General features: G+C 74.1%; 1 protein-coding gene. It reads right to left on the bottom strand.

Annotated features, from left to right (window positions below; genetic code table 11):
- Positions 1-19: 19 nt before the first annotated feature.
- Positions 20-17,482: a non-ribosomal peptide synthetase gene (locus AQJ67_RS50255; RefSeq protein ID WP_062722967.1), complete on the bottom strand. Its 17,463-nt coding sequence runs from the start codon at positions 17,480-17,482 to the stop codon at positions 20-22.
- Positions 17,483-17,530: the final 48 nt, after the last annotated feature.

Here is a 17,530-nt window from a genome sequence, read left to right as displayed (position 1 = left end):
CTCCTTGCTGTCGGGGTGTTCACTGTCGGGGATCGGTGGCCTTGGACCGTGTCGTGAGCGACGCGCCTATGCGGGCGAGCGCGTCCGGCCGGGTCATCTCGTCGTGGGTGCAGGGGAGGTCGTGGTGGTCGATCCGGCCTGTCACGTACGGCCGCCACGAGACGGGGGTGTAGAGGTCCGCGTCCGGATCTTCGGCAGCGGTGAAGAACAGAAGATCACCTCGGTACGAACGTGGGGAGAACTCCTCGACCAGGCGGCGGTTGTGAGCGGTGACGTCCACGAGGGCCAGCAGTTCCGTGTCGTCGAGGCCGGCGGCCAGGTCGGGCACCCGTCGGACCAGTTCGAGGAAGCGGGCCTCGGTCAGCTCGCCGTCACGTTCGTGGCCGGTGTCGCGGCCGAGGACGTCCAGCAGGTCGAGGAAGGCGGCCTGTCGAGGGTCACCGTGTGGGCGGCGCTCGGCGGGGGTGCGCACCGGGAAGGAGTCGAGCATCGCCAGCAGGGCGACCTCCTCGCCCGCGGCCTGCAGGGCGGTGGCGACGTCGTGGGCGACGAGACCGCCCATCGACCAGCCGAGCAGGTGGTACGGGCCCTCCTTCTGGACGGTGCGGAGACGGTCGAGGTAGTCCTCGACGAGGGCGGCGAGGTTCCGAGCCGGGGCTTCCCGCCCGTTCAGGCCCGGCGACTGGAAGGCGAACAGTGGCCGTTCGGCGTCCAGGTGCCGGGCGAGTCCCGCGAAGCTCCAGCCCAGTCCGGAGACCGGCGGGAAGCAGAACAGCGGTGACTGGTTCCCCTTGGGCCGCAGCGGCATGAGCACGTCCAGAAGGCCGCTTGGGGAGCGCTGGGCACCGGTGGGCGCCGGGGCCGACGCGGGGGTGTCGTCCGTGTACCGCCCGACGAGCTCTGCCAGGGCCGCGCGCCACAGCCCGCCCAGTTCGCGTACGTCCGTCTCGTCCAGCACGCCGGCCGGCCACGACCAGCCGGTGTCCAGGCGCGGTCCGTCGTCGGTGTCCCGGGCCACAGCGTTCACGCCGAGGGTGTGGGTGAGCGGCAGACCTTGGTCGGTCGCGGTGGGCAGTTCCTCCTCGGCCCGGCTCCACTCGGCGGTCGCGTCGACTCCGTCGACACGGCCGAGGTAGTTGAACGAGATCTGGGGGAGGGGCAGTTCGGCCAGCTCGGTTCCGGTCTCGTGGTTCAGGTGGCGCAGCAGGCCGTACCCGAGGCCGTGGTCGGGCAGGGCCCGCAGCCGGTGCGCGGTCTCGCGGACCGCGGCCACCGGGTCGAGGCCCGCCGCGTGGAGCCGTACCGGATGCACGACGGTGAACCAGCCTGTCGTACGGGACAGATCGGTGCCGTCGGCCAGTTGCTCCTCCCGGCCGTGGTTCTCGACGGTGACGAGGACACCGGGGGCCGTGTCCTGCCCGCGCCGTTCGCGCCACCGGGTGACGGCCTGGGCGAGGGCGGTGAGCAGCACCTCGTTGACCCGCGTCCCGCAGGCGGCGGGCACGGTGGTCAGCAGCGGGCCGGTCAGGGCGGGCGGCAGGGAGAGCGTGACCAGGCCGGCGGTCGCGTTGGTGTCGCGCGCGGGGTCGAGCGGTCGCGTGCCGAGCAGCGGTTCCGGGGTCCGGAGCAGCTCCCGCCACATCCCGGACTCCGCGACCCGCACGGGGTCGTGGGCCTCGGCTCGGAGCAGCCGGGCCCAGCGGCGCAACGGCGTGCCGACGGGCGGCAGTTGAGGCGCGCCGCCCTTCTCGACCGCCTGCCACGCGTGGGCCAGGTCCGCCGTGAGGACACGCCACGACACGCCGTCCACCGCGAGGTGGTGGAGGACCAGCAGGAGCCGTCCCGGACGCTCGGGGCCGCGGTCGAACCAGACCGCCGCGAGGGGCCTGCCGGTGGGCACGTCCACGTCCGCGCGGGCGGCGGCCGCCTCGTCCCGCAGCAGCGCGTTCCACTCTTCGGGGCCCATGGCCCCGGTCGCGTCGACCCTCCGTACGAGGGCTGCGTCCGGGCCGGAGCCGGGCGGCAGGATCTCCAGGTCCGTCCAGTCGTGGCCGGCGCGCAGGCGCAGGGAGTCGTGACGGTCGACCAGGGTCCGCAGTACGGCGGTCAGACGCTCCGGGCCGGCGGTGGCGGGGGTGGTCAGCAGCACCGACTGGCAGAACCCGTCGAGCGGGCCGCCGAGGCCTGCCACCCAGCGCATCACCGGGGTGAGCGGGACCGGCCCGGTGGCGTCGTCCGCCGGCCGCGGTGCGCTCTGTTCGGGTCGGCGGGCCGCGGCGGCGAGCCGGGCCACGGTGCGGTGCCGGAAGATGTCCTGCGGGGTGAGCTCCAGACCGGCGGCCCGGGCCAGGCTGACCAGGCGCATGGAGACGATGCTGTCTCCACCGAGGTCGAAGAAGGCGTCGTCGACGCCGATCCGGTCCTTCGGGATGCCAAGGGTGTCGGCGAACAGGTCGCGCAGGGTCTCCTCGCCCGGTGTGCGCGGGGCGAGCATCTCGCCACCCGTGGTGACCTCCGGCGAGGGCAGGGCCCTGCGGTCCACCTTGCCGTTGGGCGTGAGCGGCAGGACGTCGAGGGTGACGACGGCCGAGGGGACCATGTGGGAGGGGAGGACGCGGGCGAGGTGGTCGCGCAGGGCGGCCGCGTCCACAGCGCCGGCGGCCGGCACCACGTAGGCGGCCAGACGCCCGTCCCGGAGGATCACAGCCGCCTGGGACACCGACGCCTGGCGCGACAACACCGACTCGATCTCGCCGGGTTCGACGCGGAAGCCGCGGATCTTGACCTGGTCGTCGGCCCGGCCCACGTATTCCAGCCGGCCGCTCTCCGACCAGCGCACCAGGTCCCCGGTGCGGTACATCCGCTCCCCAGGCGCCCCGAACGGATCGGCCACGAACCGTTCGGCACTCAGCCCCGGCCGGTTCAGGTAACCGCGGGCGAGGCCGGCACCGGCCACATACAGCTCGCCCACCACGCCGACGGGCACCGGACGCAGGCTGCCGTCCAGTACATGCGCCCGCGTGTTCACGACCGGGCGCCCGATCGGCGGAGCCGCGTCGCCGTGCAGCGGCACAGCGATGCTCGCGCAGATCGTCGTCTCGGTCGGCCCGTATCCGTTCGCCATGCTCCGCCCCGGCGCCCACCGCGCCACGAGCTCACCCGGACACGCCTCGCCCGCCACCATCAGCGACCTCAGGTGCGGGAACTCGCCCGACGGCAAGGTCGCCAGTGCCGCGGGCGGGATCACCGCGTGCGTGATGCGCCCGTCGGTCAGGACGCGCTCCAGCGCCTCCCCGACGAGCGGACCGGGCGCGGGGACCACCAGCGTCCCGCCCGAGGCGAAGGCCATGAGCAGCTCGAACACCGAGGCGTCGAAGCCGGGTGAGGAGAAGTGCAACACCCGTGATCCGGGGGTGAGTTCGAGTTGTTCACGCTGTGTCGTCGCCAGCGCGGCGAGCCCGCGGTTCTCGACCACTACGCCCTTCGGCAGGCCGGTCGAGCCCGAGGTGTAGATCACGTATGCGGCCTGGTGGGGTTCGTACGCGACCGGCAACCCGCCTGGGTCTCCGTCGACCGCGAGGTCGTCGAGCACATACGACGGCTTCGCGTCGGCGAGCATGAAGTCGACCCGCTCGGCGGGCAGTTCGGGATCCACCGGCAGGAAGGCGGCACCCGCGAGGGCCACCGCGAGCACGGCCACCACCCGATCCACCGAGCGCGGCAGCCGTACGGCCACCACGTCCCCGGGGCCGATGCCGCGCCCGGCCAGCACGCGGGCCAGTCGCTCGGCGCGGGCGTCGAGTTCGGCGTACGTCAGCTCGTTGAGCGCGGGGGCGTCGGGGGTGCGTACGGCCTGCCCGCGGAACAGCTCGGCCAGGGAGGCGGTGGGCACCTCGCGCGAGGTCGCGTTCCACCCGTCGATCCGTCGCCGCTCGTCGGCGTCGAGGACGTCCACCCGGCCTGCCGGCAGGGCCGGGTCGGTGACGAGTGCCTCCAGCAGTCGTCCGAGTCGGGCGGCGGCGCCTCGGCCCTGGTCCTCGGTGAGGACGTCGGAGCGACGGTCGACCCGTAGTGTCAGGCGGCGCCCGGGGAGCACCGTCAGGGCGAGGGCGTAGTGGGTCGCGTCGTGTGTCCGGGCGCCGGTGAGCCGGATGTCCGCGGCGGGGCCCTGGAGGGTCGCCGGGTCGACGGGATAGTTCTCGAACACCATGGCGACGTCGAAGAGTTCGCCGAGCCCGGCCAGCCGCTGGATCTCGCTCAGGCCCAGGTGCTGGTGGGGCATGAGACGCAGTTGCTCGCCCTGCAGGCGGTGCAGCAGCGCTTCCAGCGGCTCGGTGGGGTCGAGGGTCACACGGACGGGCAGGGTGTTGATGAACAGGCCGACCATCGACTCCACCCCCGCCAGCTCCGGCGGCCGTCCGGCGACGGTCGTACCGAAGACGACGTCACGGCGGCCGGTCAGCTGCCCCAGCAGCAGTGCCCAGGCCGCCTGCACCACTGTGTTGAGGGTGAGGCCGTTGGCACGCGCCCAGTCCGTGAGCCTTCGGGTCAGCTCTTCGGGCAGGTCCACGGTGTGCCGCCGCGGCGGCCCGGCGGGGTGCGCGTCGGCGGCCGGTGCGAGGCGGGTCGGCTCCGCCAGACCGGCCAGGGCGGTGCGCCAGGCCTCCTCGGCGGCGGTCCGGTCCTGCCGGGACAACCACGCCAAGTAGTCGCGATACGGGGCCATTTCAGGAAGTTCGTCGCCCCGGTACAAGGCCAGCAGGTCCCCCACGACGATCGGCGTCGACCAGCCGTCCAGCAAGATGTGATGATGCGTCAGCACGAGTCGGGCCCGGTCCGGCCCCCACCGCACCAGCGTCAGCCTCAGCAGCGGCGCCTCGGCCGGGTCGAAGCGGTCGTGCTGCTCGTCCTCCAGCAGCCGTGCCCAGGCGCGCTCGCGCTCCTCCGCGTCCAGACCGGAGAGGTCGACATCCCGCCAGGGCAAGGCCACCTGACGATAAATCACCTGAACCGGGCGGCCCCCCTCGCGCTGCCGGAAAGCAGCCCGCAGATTGGCATGCCGGTCCAGCAACGCCTGCCCCGCCGCCCGCAGTCGGGCGCCGTCCACGTCGCCCTCCAGCTCCAGCGCGAGCCGGACCGCGTACACATCCGGACCCTGCGTGTCGTACGAGGCATGGAACAGCAGGCCCTCCTGCAAGGGCGACAACGGCAACACGTCGTCAAGCGGAGCCTCGACGCTGTCCCAGACGTCGATCTCCCCCTGCGTCACCGACACGAGCGGGAAGTCCGACGGCGAGTGACCGCCCGCCCGGCCGGCCGTCAGCTCCTCCAGTGCCAGCCGCCACAGCTCGGCCAGTTCGCGCACCTCCGACTCGGTGAGGATCCCGCCGGCCCACGAGAGCGTCGCCGTGAGAGTGGCGTCCTCGGCGCCGTCCAGGGTCCAGGCGTTGACCTCGATGACGTGGGCGAGCGGCATGCCCGGGTCCGAGCCGCCACCGAGGGGGCCGGTCTCCGCGGCGGGCGCCCAGTCGGTCGTGGAGCGGGCGTCGGGTGAGCCGTCCGTGAAGCGGCCGAGGTAGTTGAACGCGATCTGGGGCGAAGGGAGCCGGCCCAGGACGGGACCGGTCTGCGGGTTCAGGTGGCGCAGGAGGCCGTAGCCGATCCCGCTGTCGGGCAGGGTCCGCAGCCGTTCCTTGACGTCCCTGACCGTGCGGGCGGTGTCGGCGTCCGTGTCCAGCCGGACCGGGTAGAGGCTGGTGAACCAGCCGACCGTGCGGGACACGTCGATGCCGTCGGCGAACTCCTCGCGGCCGTGGCCCTCGACGTGCACCAGCACACCCGCGCCGGACTCCTGTCCCCGCTTCTCGCGCCACCGCCCGACGGCCGAGGCCAGCCCCGCCAGCAGCACCTCGTGGACGCCGGCGTGGAAGGCGGCCGGGACATCCGAGGCGAGCGGCAGGCTGACCGTCACGGCCTCGGCGGTGGCGACCGTGTCGCGGTCGCGGTCCAGCGGGCGGGCGCCGAGCGGCGGTTCGGTCGGTCCGTCCAGCATGCCGCGCCAGATGTCGGCCTCGGCCGTCCGGGAAGGCGTAAGGGCCTCCTCGGCGAGCAGCCGCGTCCACCGCCGGTACGAGGTGACGACCGGCACGGGCTGTTCGCCCCGCCACACGGTCGCCAGATCCTCCGTCAGGATCCGCCACGACACGCCGTCCACCGCCAGGTGGTGCACGGTGAGCAGCAGGCGTCCGGGCTCGTCCCGGCCACGGTCGAACCACACCGCCTGGACCATGACCCCGGCCTCGGGGTCCAGTCGGCCGGCGGCCTCGCGTGCCTCCTCGGTCACCCGGGCCATGTCGACCCGCTCCGGTCCGCCGGCGTCGATCCGGCGTACGAGGTCGGCGGCGCGTACGGTGCCGGGCCGGCCCACCTCCAGGGTCCAGTCGGGCAGCAGGCGTATGCGCAGGGCGTCGTGGTGGTCGAGCAGGGCCTGCACGGCGGTGACGATGCGGGACAGTTCCGCGTCCGCGGGGGCCTGGAGCAGCATGGCCTGGTGGTAGCGGCCGATCGGGCCGTCGAGGTCGCGCAGCCAGTGCGTGATCGGCGTCGGTTCGGCGTGTCCGGTGCCGTCGTCGGGTTCCGGGGCCGGCGCGGTCAGTTCGCGGGCGGTGGCCGCCAGGCCGGCCGGGGTGCGGTGTTCGAAGACGTCGCGCGGTGTGACGCCCAGTCCGGCCGCGCGTGCGCGTCCGGCCAGCTGGATGGAGACGATGCTGTCGCCCCCGAGATCGAAGAAGCTGTCGTCGACGCCGACCCGGTCCACGCCGAGCACCTGGGCGAACAGCGCGCACAGGATCTCCTCGCGCGGTGTCCTGGGCGCACGAAGGGTGGCGGTCGTGGCGAAGTCGGGGGCGGGCAGCGCCTTGCGGTCGAGCTTGCCGTTGGCGGTCAGCGGCAGCCGGTCCAGGACCACGACGGCCGCGGGGACCATGTGCTCCGGCAGGGCGGCGGCCGTGTGGCGGCGTACGTCGGCGGGGTCGGGCTCGGTGCCGCCGCGCGGTACCGCGTACGCCACCAGCTTCCCGTCCCGTACGAGCACCGCCGCCTGCGCCACGTCCGCGTGCCCGGCGACCGCCGCCTCGACCTCACCGAGTTCGATCCGGAAGCCGCGGATCTTGACCTGGTGGTCCGCCCGGCCCAGGTACTCCAGCTCACCGTCGGCCGACCGGCGCACCAGGTCACCGGTGCGGTACATCCGCTCTCCCGGCCCGCCGAAGGGGTCGGCCACGAACCGGCCGGCCGTCAGCCCCGGCCGGTTCTGGTAGCCACGCGCGAGGCCCGCGCCGGCCACGTACAACTCGCCGGCCGTTCCCGGCGGTACGAGCCGCAGCGCGGGGTCCAGGACGCGCAGTCGCAGGTCGGGGAGGGGACCGCCGATGAGGCCGGCGTCCGCGCCGTGTACCCGGTCGGCCGTCAGGGCCAGGTGGGTGACGTGGACGGTGGTCTCGGTGATGCCGTACATGTTCACCAGGACCGGGGCGTCGTCCGAGTGCCGCGCGTACCACTCGGCGACCTGCCGGAGGTCCAGGGCCTCACCCCCGAAGACCACGTACCGCAGCGCGAGTCGACGTCCGAGGCCGGGCGACTCGGCGTCGGCGCCCAGCAGTTGGCCGAAGGCGGAGGGCGTCTGGTTCAGGACGGTGACGCGTTCCTCGACGAGCAGGCGCAGGAACGCCTCCGGCTCGCGGCTGACGGCGAACGGGACGACGACCAGCCTGCCGCCGTGCAGCAGCGCACCCCACAACTCCCAGACGGAGAAGTCGAAGGCGTACGAGTGGAACAGCGTCCACACGTCGTCCGGTCCGAAGCCGAACCAGTGCTCGGTGGCGTCGAAGAGCCGCACCACATTGCCGTGCGGTACGGCCACGCCCTTCGGCCGCCCGGTGGAGCCGGACGTGTAGATGACGTACGCCGTGTTGTCGGGCGTGAGTTCGGGGTGCGGGTCGCTGTCCGGGCACTCGGCCAGGGCGGCCGTGGTGTCCTCGGCGTCCAGGACGAGGCGGGGTGCGTCGTGCGCGGGGAGTCCGGCGGCGCTGGCCTCGGTGGTGACAAGGAGGGTGGGCCGGGCGTCGCTCAGCATGAAGGACAGCCGGTCCGCCGGGTACTGCGGATCCAGCGGGACGTAGGCGGCACCGGACTTCAGGACGGCGAGCACCGCGACGACCAGGTCCGCCGAGCGGGGCAGCGCGAGCGCGACCAGGCGTTCGGGGCCCGCGCCACGGGCGGCCAGCAGGTGGGCGAGGCGGTTGGCGCGCGCGTCGAGTTCCGCGTACGACAGGCTGGTCCCGTCGTGCGTGACGGCGACGGCGTCGGGGGTGCGGGCCGCCCGGCCGGCGAACAGCTCGGGCAGCGTGGCCGTCGGTCCGGTGGCCGGGCTCGTCCCGTTCCACTCGGTGAGCAGGCGCCTGCGTTCGGCGGGCTCCAGGGCATCGACGCGGCCGGCGGGGACGGAGGCGTCCGCCGCCAGCGTCTGAAGCAGGCGGACCAGGCGGGCGGCGATCCGGTGCGCCTCCTGCCTGCCGACGAGGTCCGGGCGGTGGTCGAGGCGCAGCCGCAGCCGCGCGCCGGGCATGGTCACCAGCGTCAGCGCGTAGTGCGTGGCGTCCCGGGTCTCACCGCCGACCAGCCGGACCTCCCCGTCGGCGACCGCCGAGGGGTCCACGGGGTAGTTCTCGAACACCACCGCCGTGTCGAACAACTCGCCCAGTCCGGCGATCCGTTGGATGTCGGCGAGTCCGAGGTGCTGATACGGCATCAACTCGGCCTGCTCGTCCCGCACCCGCCCGAGCAGAGCACTCAGGGGCTCGGCGGGATCGAGGGTCACCCGGACGGGGACGGTGTTGATGAACAGGCCGACCATCGACTCGGACCCGGTCAGCTCCGGCGGCCGTCCGGCGACCGTCGTACCGAAGACGACGTCAAAGCGGCCGGTCAGCTGTCCGAGCAGCAGCGCCCAGGCGGACTGGACGACGGTGTTGAGGGTGACGCCCTGGCCACGCGCGAGGTCGCCGAGCGCCCCGGTCAGGTCCTCCGGCACATCCACGACGACCCGCTCGGGCCGTATGGAAGCGGTGGCGGTGGCGGTGGCGGTGGCGTCCGAGGACACGAGGCGGGTGGGCTCCTCCAAGCCCGCGAGCGCGGTACGCCAGGACTCCTCCGCGGCGGCCCGGTCCTGCCGGGAAAGCCACGCCAAGTACTCCCGGTACGGGGCCACTTCGGGGAGCTCCGCACCCCGGTACAGGGTGAGCAGGTCACCCACCACGATCGGCGTCGACCAGCCGTCCAGGAGAATGTGATGATGCGTCAGCATCAGGCGGACGCGGCCCGGCCCCCACCGCACGAGCGTCATACGCAGCAGTGGCGCGTCCGCGAGGTCGAAGCGCCGGGAGTCGTCCTCCACCAGCAGCCGCGCCCAGGCGGTGTCGCGTTCCTCGGTCCCGCATCCCGACAGGTCCACCTCCTGCCAGGGCAACGGCACCTGACCGTAGATCACCTGGACCGGGCGACAGCCCTCGCGCTGCCGGAAAGCGGCGCGCAGGTTCGCGTGCCGGTCGAGCAACGCCTGACCCGCGGCCCGCATCCGGGCGGCGTCCACCTCACCTTCCAGCTCCAGCACCAACCGCACCGCATACACATCCGGGCCCTGCGTGTCGTACAGGGCGTGGAACAGCAGCCCTTCCTGCAGCGGCGTCGGCGGCAACACGTCCGCCAGCCCGGCGTGCGGGGTGTCCCAGGCGTCGATCTCCTCCCGCGTCACGGACACCAGCGGGAAGTCCGACGGCGAGTGACCGCCCGTCGCCCGCGCCGCCGACAGCTGCTCCAGCGCCAGCCGCCACAGCTCGGCCAGTTCACGCACCTCCGCCTCGGTGAGGAGGTCACCGGCCCAGCTCCATCCCGCGTCCAACCGCGGGCCGTCCTCGGTGTGCCAGACGGCGGTGGTCAGTTCCAGGACGTGCGCCAGGGCGAGCCCGGCGTCGCCGCCGCTGAGGGCGGGGCGTTCGGGGGCGTAGGACCAGGCGCCGGCGGAGCCGGACCCGGCGGCCGGGGTCCGGAAGTGGCCGAGGTGGTTGAAGGCGATCTGGGGGCCGGGGAGCCCGGCCAGCACGGAGCCGGTCTCGGCGTTCAGGTAGCGCAGCAGGCCGTAGCCGATGCCATGGTCGGGCAGCGTCCGCAGGGCTTCCTTGGTCTCGCTGACCGCGTCCCCGGGAGCGGTGTGTCCCGTCACGTCCAGCCGCACGGGGTGGATGGCGGTGAACCAGCCCACGGTGCGCGCCAGATCGATGCCGTCCGCGATCTCCTGCCGGCCGTGGCCCTCGACGCTGACCAGCAGGCCCGCTCCGGTCTGCTGCCCCCGCCGCTCGCGCCACCGCTCGACCGCCAGGGCCAGGCCCGCGAGCAGTACTTCGTTGACCTGGGCGTGGAAGGCCGCCGGGACCTCCGTGAGCAGCCGGTCCGTCAGGTCGGAGGGCAGCGGCAGGGTGAGGCTGCGAGCCGTCCCGGCCGTGTCCCGCTGAGGCGTGAGCGGCCGGTGGCCGAGGAGCGGATCGGGCCGGTCGAGGGTGCCCTGCCACAGCTCCAGTTCGGCTGCCCGCGACGGTGCGACGGCCTCCTCGGCCAGCCGCAGTGCCCAGTGCCGGTACGACGTGGCCACCGGCACGAGCCGATCGCCCCGCCACGCGGTGGCCAGGTCCTCGGTGAGGATCCGCCACGACACGCCGTCCACGGCCAGGTGGTGCACCGTGATCAGCAGCCGCCCGGGCCGGTCGGGCCCCCGGTCGAACCAGACGACGTCCACCAACTGCCCGGCCGTGACGTCCATCCGGGATCGGGCCGCCCGCGCCTCGCCCTCCAGCAGGCGCAGCCACGCCTCGTCATCCAGGCCGTCGGCCGGTGTACGCCGGACGCGTTCACCGGCACGCACGGCTCCGCGCGGGGCGACATCCGCCGTCGGTCCGGGGCCGACGCGAAGCCGCAGGGCGTCGTGGTGGTCAAGGAGAGCCTGAACGGCGGTGACGAGCCGGTCCAGGCCCATGTCGTCCGGGGTCCGCACCACCACGGCCTGGCAGAACTCTCCGTACGGCGTGTCGCGGCCGACCAGCCAGTGCATGACGGGAGTGGCGGGCAACGTTCCCACCCCGTCCTCGGCGGTCGTCGGCGCCGCCTGCGCACGGGCGGCGGCGGCCAGTTCGGCGACGGTGCGGTGCACGAAGACGTCCCGCGCGCTGATCACCAGACCGGCGGCCCGGGCGCGGCTCACCAGCTGGAGGGAGACGATGCTGTCGCCGCCGAGGTCGAAGAAGCCGTCGTCGACGCCGACCTGGTGCGGCTGAAGGCCGAGCACGCCGGCGAACAGGTCGCGCAGGCTCTCCTCCCGCGGCGTGCGCGGGGCCTGCTTCTCCCCGTCGACGGGGGCCTCGGGCGCGGGGAGTGCCTTGCGGTCGAGCTTGCCGTTCGCGGTCAGCGGCAGACGCTCCAGTGCCACGACCGCCGACGGCACCATGTGGTCCGGCAGTGCGGCGGCCACGTGTCGCCGCAGGTCGGACGGATCGACGTCGCCCTGCGGCACGACGTACGCCACCAGGCGCCCGTCCCGCACCGCGACCACGGCCCGTGTCACGTCCGCGTGCCGGGTCAGCACGGCTTCGATCTCGCCGGGTTCGATACGGAAACCGCGGATCTTGACCTGGTCGTCGGACCGGCCGAGATACTGCAGCTCGCCTTCCGCCGACCAGCGCGCCAGATCGCCCGTGCGGTACATCCGCTCGCCCGTACCGCCGTACGGGTCGGCCACGAACCGCCCGGCACTCAGCCCGGGACGGTCCAGGTAGCCGCGCGCCAGACCGTCCCCGGCGAGGTACAGCTCGCCCACCACACCCGGCGGCACCAGCCCCAGCCGCTCGTCCAGGACATACGCCCGCGTGCCGGCCAGCGGGCGGCCGATCGGCGGCACGCCCGGCACCGCTTCCCGCGTCGACCACACCGCCGCGTACACGGTGGCCTCCGTCGGCCCGTACGCGTTCACCACCCGCGTCCCGGGCATCATCTCGACCACATCGGTCACCAGCGTCGGCGGCAGCGCCTCACCGGCCAGCACGACCGTGCCCACGCCCGCGGGCAGACACCCCTGTGCCACCACCGCGCCGAGCGCCGACGGCACCCCGCTGACCAGGCTCACCCCGCCCCGGGCAGGATCCCGTTCGGTCAGCGCCAGCGCGTCGGCCACGATCTCCACGCGGCCGCCGCAGGCCAGCGGTGCGAACAGCTCGAACACCGACACGTCGAAGGTGAACGACGTCGAGCACAGCACCCGAGCGAGGGCGTCGGCGCCGAACTCCGCCACCGCCCAGCGCACCAGGTTCACCGCACTCGCGTGCCCGACGACGACGCCCTTCGGGCGGCCCGTCGACCCCGAGGTGTAGATCACGTAGGCCGCCGCACGCGGGTCGGCTCCGGCCGGGGGCGCGGTGTCGCTGCCCGGCCCCGCACCGACGTCCACGCGCGGTACGTCGGACTCGGGCAACTCCACACCGGGCGCCGTGACAAGGCACACCGGCCGCGCGTCGGCCAGCATGAACGCGATCCGCTCCGCCGGATACGCCGGGTCCACCGGCAGATACGCCGCCCCGGCCTTCAGCACCGCGAAGAGCGCCACCACGGTGTCCACCGAGCGCGGCACGGCCACCGCGACGACACGCTCGGCCCCCGCCCCGCGCTCGACCAGCACCCGCGCCAACCGCTCGGCACGCGCGAGCAGTTCGCCGTACGACAGCTCCACGGCGTCGCACACCACGGCAGGCGCCCGCGGAGTGCGCGCGGCCTGGGACTCCACCAGCCCATGCAGGGTCACCGGGTCGGAATGCGAGGTCCCCGCACCCCGCGACAGCGACAGCAGCCGCTCCCGCTCCCCTGGCAACAGCACGTCGACGGCGCTCACCCGCCGGGAGGGCTGGGCAGCGATGTCTCCCAGTACCCGCACCAGCCGTGCCGCCAGCGCCTCGACGGTCTCCCGGTCGAACAGGTCGCCGCTGTACTCGATCTCTCCGTCCAGCCCCTGCGGAGTGCCGTCCGGGCCGCGCCGCTCGCGGAAGTGGAAGGAGAGGTCGAACTTGGCGGTCGCGGTGTCGACGGGCTCGCCGCGCACCTGAAGGCCCGGCAGGCCCAGGTCGGCGCGGGCGGTGTTCTGGAAGGCGAGCAGGACCTGGAAGAGGGGGTGGCGGGAGAGCGAGCGTTCCGGGGCCAGCACGTCGACCAGGTGCTCGAAGGGCACGTCCTGGTGCTCGTAGGCGGCCAGGTCGAAGTCCCGGACGCGGCCGATCAGTTCGGCGAGGGTCGGGTCACCGGAGACGTCGGTGCGCAGGACGAGGGTGTTGACGAAGAAGCCGACGAGGGATTCGAGGGATTCGTCGGTGCGGCCCGCGATGGTGCTGCCCAGCGGGATGTCGTCGCCGGCGCCGAGCCGGTGCAGGAGGGCGGCGAGGGCGGCCTGGACCGTCATGAAGAGGGTGGCCCGGTTGCGCACCGAGACGTCGGTCAGGGCGCGGTGCAGACCGGGGCCGATCTCCAGCGGGACGCTGCCGCCGCCGCTGCCGGGCTCGGCGGGCCGGGGGCGGTCGGCGGGCAGGTTCAGCTCCTCCGGCAGCCCGTCGAGGGCGCGGCGCCAGAACGCGAGTTGGCGGGCCATGGGACTGCTGTGGTCGTCGGCGTCGCCGAGCCAGTCCCGCTGCCAGAGCGTGTAGTCGGCGTACTGGACGGGCAGCGGCCGCCACTGCGGTGCCCGTCCCTGGCAGCGGGCGGTGTAGGCGAGCCCGAGGTCGCGGGCGAGCGGGCCGGAGGACCAGCCGTCGGCCGCGATGTGGTGGACGACGAGGAGCAGGACGTGTTCCTCGGGGCCGAGCGCGAAGAGGCAGGCGTGCAGCGGCGGTTCGGTGGCCAGGTCGAAGGCGTGCCCGGCGGCCTCGGTCAGCGCGGCCGGGAGGTCGTCCTCCGTGGTCGCCGCGGTGGTCAGAGCTACGGCGTCCACGGCGGCGATGTGCTGGTGGGGCCGGCCGTCCGTGTCCGGGAACGTCGTGCGCAGGCTCTCGTGACGCTCCGTCAGGTCGTGTAGGGCGGCACGCAGGGCGGCGGTGTCGAGTGGGCCGGTCAGCCGTACGGCCAGCGGGATGTTGTAGGTGGCGCCGGGGCCGTGCAGCCGGTCGAGGAACCACAGGCGCTGCTGGGCGTACGACAGCGGCAGCGGGTCGGGGCGCTCGGGCGTGGGCACCGGCCGCAGAGTGGGGCGGCCCGCCGTGCCGCCCGTGAGGCGGCGGGCGAGTCCGGCGACCGTGGGGGCGTCGAACACGGCCCGCACCGGCAGTTCGGCGCCGAGGACGGAACGGATCCGGGAGGTCAGCCGGGTGGCGAGCAGGGAGTGGCCGCCGAGGTCGAAGAAGCTGTCGTGCACGCCGGCCTCGGGCAGGCCGAGCACGTCCGCGAAGAGCCCGCACAGGATCTCCTCCTGCGGGGTGCGCGGGGCTCCGTCGCCCGAGTCGCCTGCCATGTCCGGGGCGGGCAGGGCCTTGCGGTCCAGCTTGCCGTTGGCGGTCAGCGGCAGGGCGTCCAGGACGACGAACGCGGAGGGGACCATGTAGGCGGGCAGGGTGCGGGCGAGGTGGTCACGCAGGGCGGCGGCCGGGTCGGCCGCCGCCGAGGACTCGGCCGGGGCGTCCGCGTCCGCCCCGGTGGGCGCTACGTAGGCCACGATCCGCTGGTCGCCGGGCTGGTCCTCACGGACGGTGACGGCCGCCTGGGCGACGGCGGGGTGCCGGCTGAGGACCGACTCGATCTCGCCCAGCTCGATGCGGAAGCCTCGGACCTTGACCTGGTGGTCGGCGCGGCCGATGAACTCCAGCTGTCCGTCGGGGCGGCGCAGGACGAGGTCGCCGGTGCGGTACATGCGGTCGCCGGGGGCGCCGTACGGGTCGGCGACGAAGCGTCCGGCGCTCAGTCCGGGCCGGTTCAGGTAGCCGCGGGCCAGGCCGCCGCCCGCGAGGTACAGCTCGCCGACGACGCCTTCGGGGACGGGCTGGAGGGTCCGGTCCAGGACGTGGGCACGGTTGCGGGCGATGGGCCGGCCGATGGGCGGGGTGCCCTTGCCGTCAGGGTCCTCGTCGGCGTACCAGGCGGTGGCGTACACGGTCGCCTCGGTAGGGCCGTAGATGTTGGCGATCCGCGCGCCGGGGAACGCCGCCTCCAGGTCGATGACGAGTTGTTCGGTGACGGCCTCGCCGCACAGGGCGACGGTGTGCGGGGCGGCGGTGGGCCGGTCGGCGGCGACCACGGCGGCGACGACCGACGGCACACCACTCACCAGGCCGACGTCCCAGCCGTCGCGCTCCTCCTCCACGAGGGCGAGGAGGTTCTCGACGATCTCGATGCGGCCGCCGCACAGCAGCGGCGGGAAGATCTCGAACACGGACACGTCGAAGTTGAGCGAGGTCGAGAACAGCACCTTCGCCAGCCGGTCGGCGCCGAACTCGGCGTGCGCCCACTCGACCAGTTCGACCACGCTGCGGTGGGTGACCGGCACCCCCTTGGGGCGGCCGGTGGAGCCGGAGGTGTAGATGACGTACGCGGGGTGATCGGCCGTCAGGGCCGGTTCGCAGCCGGGCAGTTCCCCGTCGGTGTCGGCGGTGTCCAGGGTGAGCAGCGGGGTGCCCTCGGGGAGGGCCGAGGCGGTGGCGGTGGTGGCGATCACGACCGCCGGGCCGGCGTCCTCGACGATGTAGGCGAGGCGGTCGGCCGGGTAGGCGGGGTCCAGCGGCAGGTACGCGCCGCCTGCCTTGTGGACGGCGAGCAGCGCGACGACCATGTCCGCCGTGCGCGGCAGCGCGATGCCGACGGGGCGTTCCGGGCCCGCGCCGCGTGCGGTCAGGCGGCGGGCCAGCCGCTCGGCCCGCTGGTCGGCCTCGCGGTAGGTGAGGTGGGTGCCGTGGTCGAGGACGGCCACGGCGTCCGGGGTGGCGGCGGCCTGGGCGGCCCACAGTTGGGGGAGGGTACGGGTGGCCGGGGGCGTGTCCGTCGCGGCGGTGAGCCGGTGGCGCTCCTCGGGTGTGGTGATCTCGACGCGGCCGAGCGGGAGGTCGGGGGTGGCGGCCATGGCCTCCAGGACACGGACGAGCCGGGCGAGGGTGGCGTCGGCCCAGTCGGCGTCGAACAGGTCGGGCCGGTAGGCGAGCCGGAAGCGGGGGCGCGGGCCCGGGACGGCGACGAGGGTGACCGGGTAGTGGGTCGCGTCCCGGCCGGTGGCGCCGAGGACCCGCAGCCCGTCGCCGTCACCGTCCCGTTCACCGCCGGTGGCCGCCGGGTCGACGGGGTAGCTCTCGAACACCAGCAGGGTGTCGAAGAGTTCGGGGGCGCCGACCGCGCGCTGGATGTCGGCGAGTCCGAGGTGGTGGTGGTCGAGCAGGCCGGCGTACTCGCCCTGGATGCGGGTGAGCGCGCCGTCGAGCCGCTCGTCGGGGCGCAGCCGGATCCGGGTGGGGATGGTGTTGATGAACAGGCCGACCATCGACTCGACGCCGGGCAGCTCGGGCGGGCGGCCGGAGACGGTCGTACCGAAGACGATGTCGTCGCGGCCGGTCAGCCGACCGAGGACGACCGCCCAGGCGGTCTGGACGAGGGTGTTGACGGTGACGCCGAGTTCACGGGCCCGTGCGGTGAGCGCCGCGCCGGTCGGCCCGGACAGTTCGGTCCTGGCCTGTGCCAGGTCCTCGGCCGCCGCCTCGCCCGGGGCGGGCGGGGCCAGCCGGGTGGGCTCGCCGACGTCGGACAGCACGTCGCGCCAGGCAGCCTCGGCGGCGGGCCGGTCCCGCCGGGCGAGCCAGTCCAGGAAGGCCCGGTAGGACGGGACGGGCGGCAGGGCGGACGGGTCCCCGTGCGCGGTGTACAGGGTGAGCAATTCGCGGAAGAGGACGGAGACCGACCAGCCGTCGAGCAGGATGTGGTGGTGGGTGATGACGAGCCGGTGGCGCCGCTCGGCCGTGCGGACCAGGGTGAACCGCAGCAGCGGCGGGGTGGCCGGGTCGAAGCCCCGGGCCCGGTCCTCGTCCAGGAGCCGGTTCCACTCCTGCTCCGGGTCGCCGCCGGCCTCGGTCAGGTCGGCCTCGGCCCACGGCAGCGTGACGCGACGCGGGACGACCTGCACCGGCTGTCCGCCCCGACGCTGCCGGAAGGCGGCCCGCAGATTCGGGTGCCGCACCAGCAGCGCCTGCCCGGCGGCGCGCAGCCGCTCCGCGTCCACCGTGCCCTCCAGTTCCACGACGAGCTGGACCAGGTACACGTCCGCCGCGGGCTGTTCCCGCTCGTGCGGTGCCTCGTACAGGGCGTGGAAGAACAGACCCTCCTGGAGGGGGGTCAGGGGGAGGACGTCGGACAGGGTGGGGTGCGTCATGTCGGTCTCACCGTTTCTTCGGCGTTGCCCGCCGGTTCGTCTCTACGG

Source organism: Streptomyces caeruleatus, assembly GCF_001514235.1.
Lineage (GTDB): Bacteria > Actinomycetota > Actinomycetes > Streptomycetales > Streptomycetaceae > Streptomyces > Streptomyces caeruleatus.
Note: the sequence above shows the minus strand (reverse complement) of the source record. Positions and strands in the feature narration are given on the sequence as shown.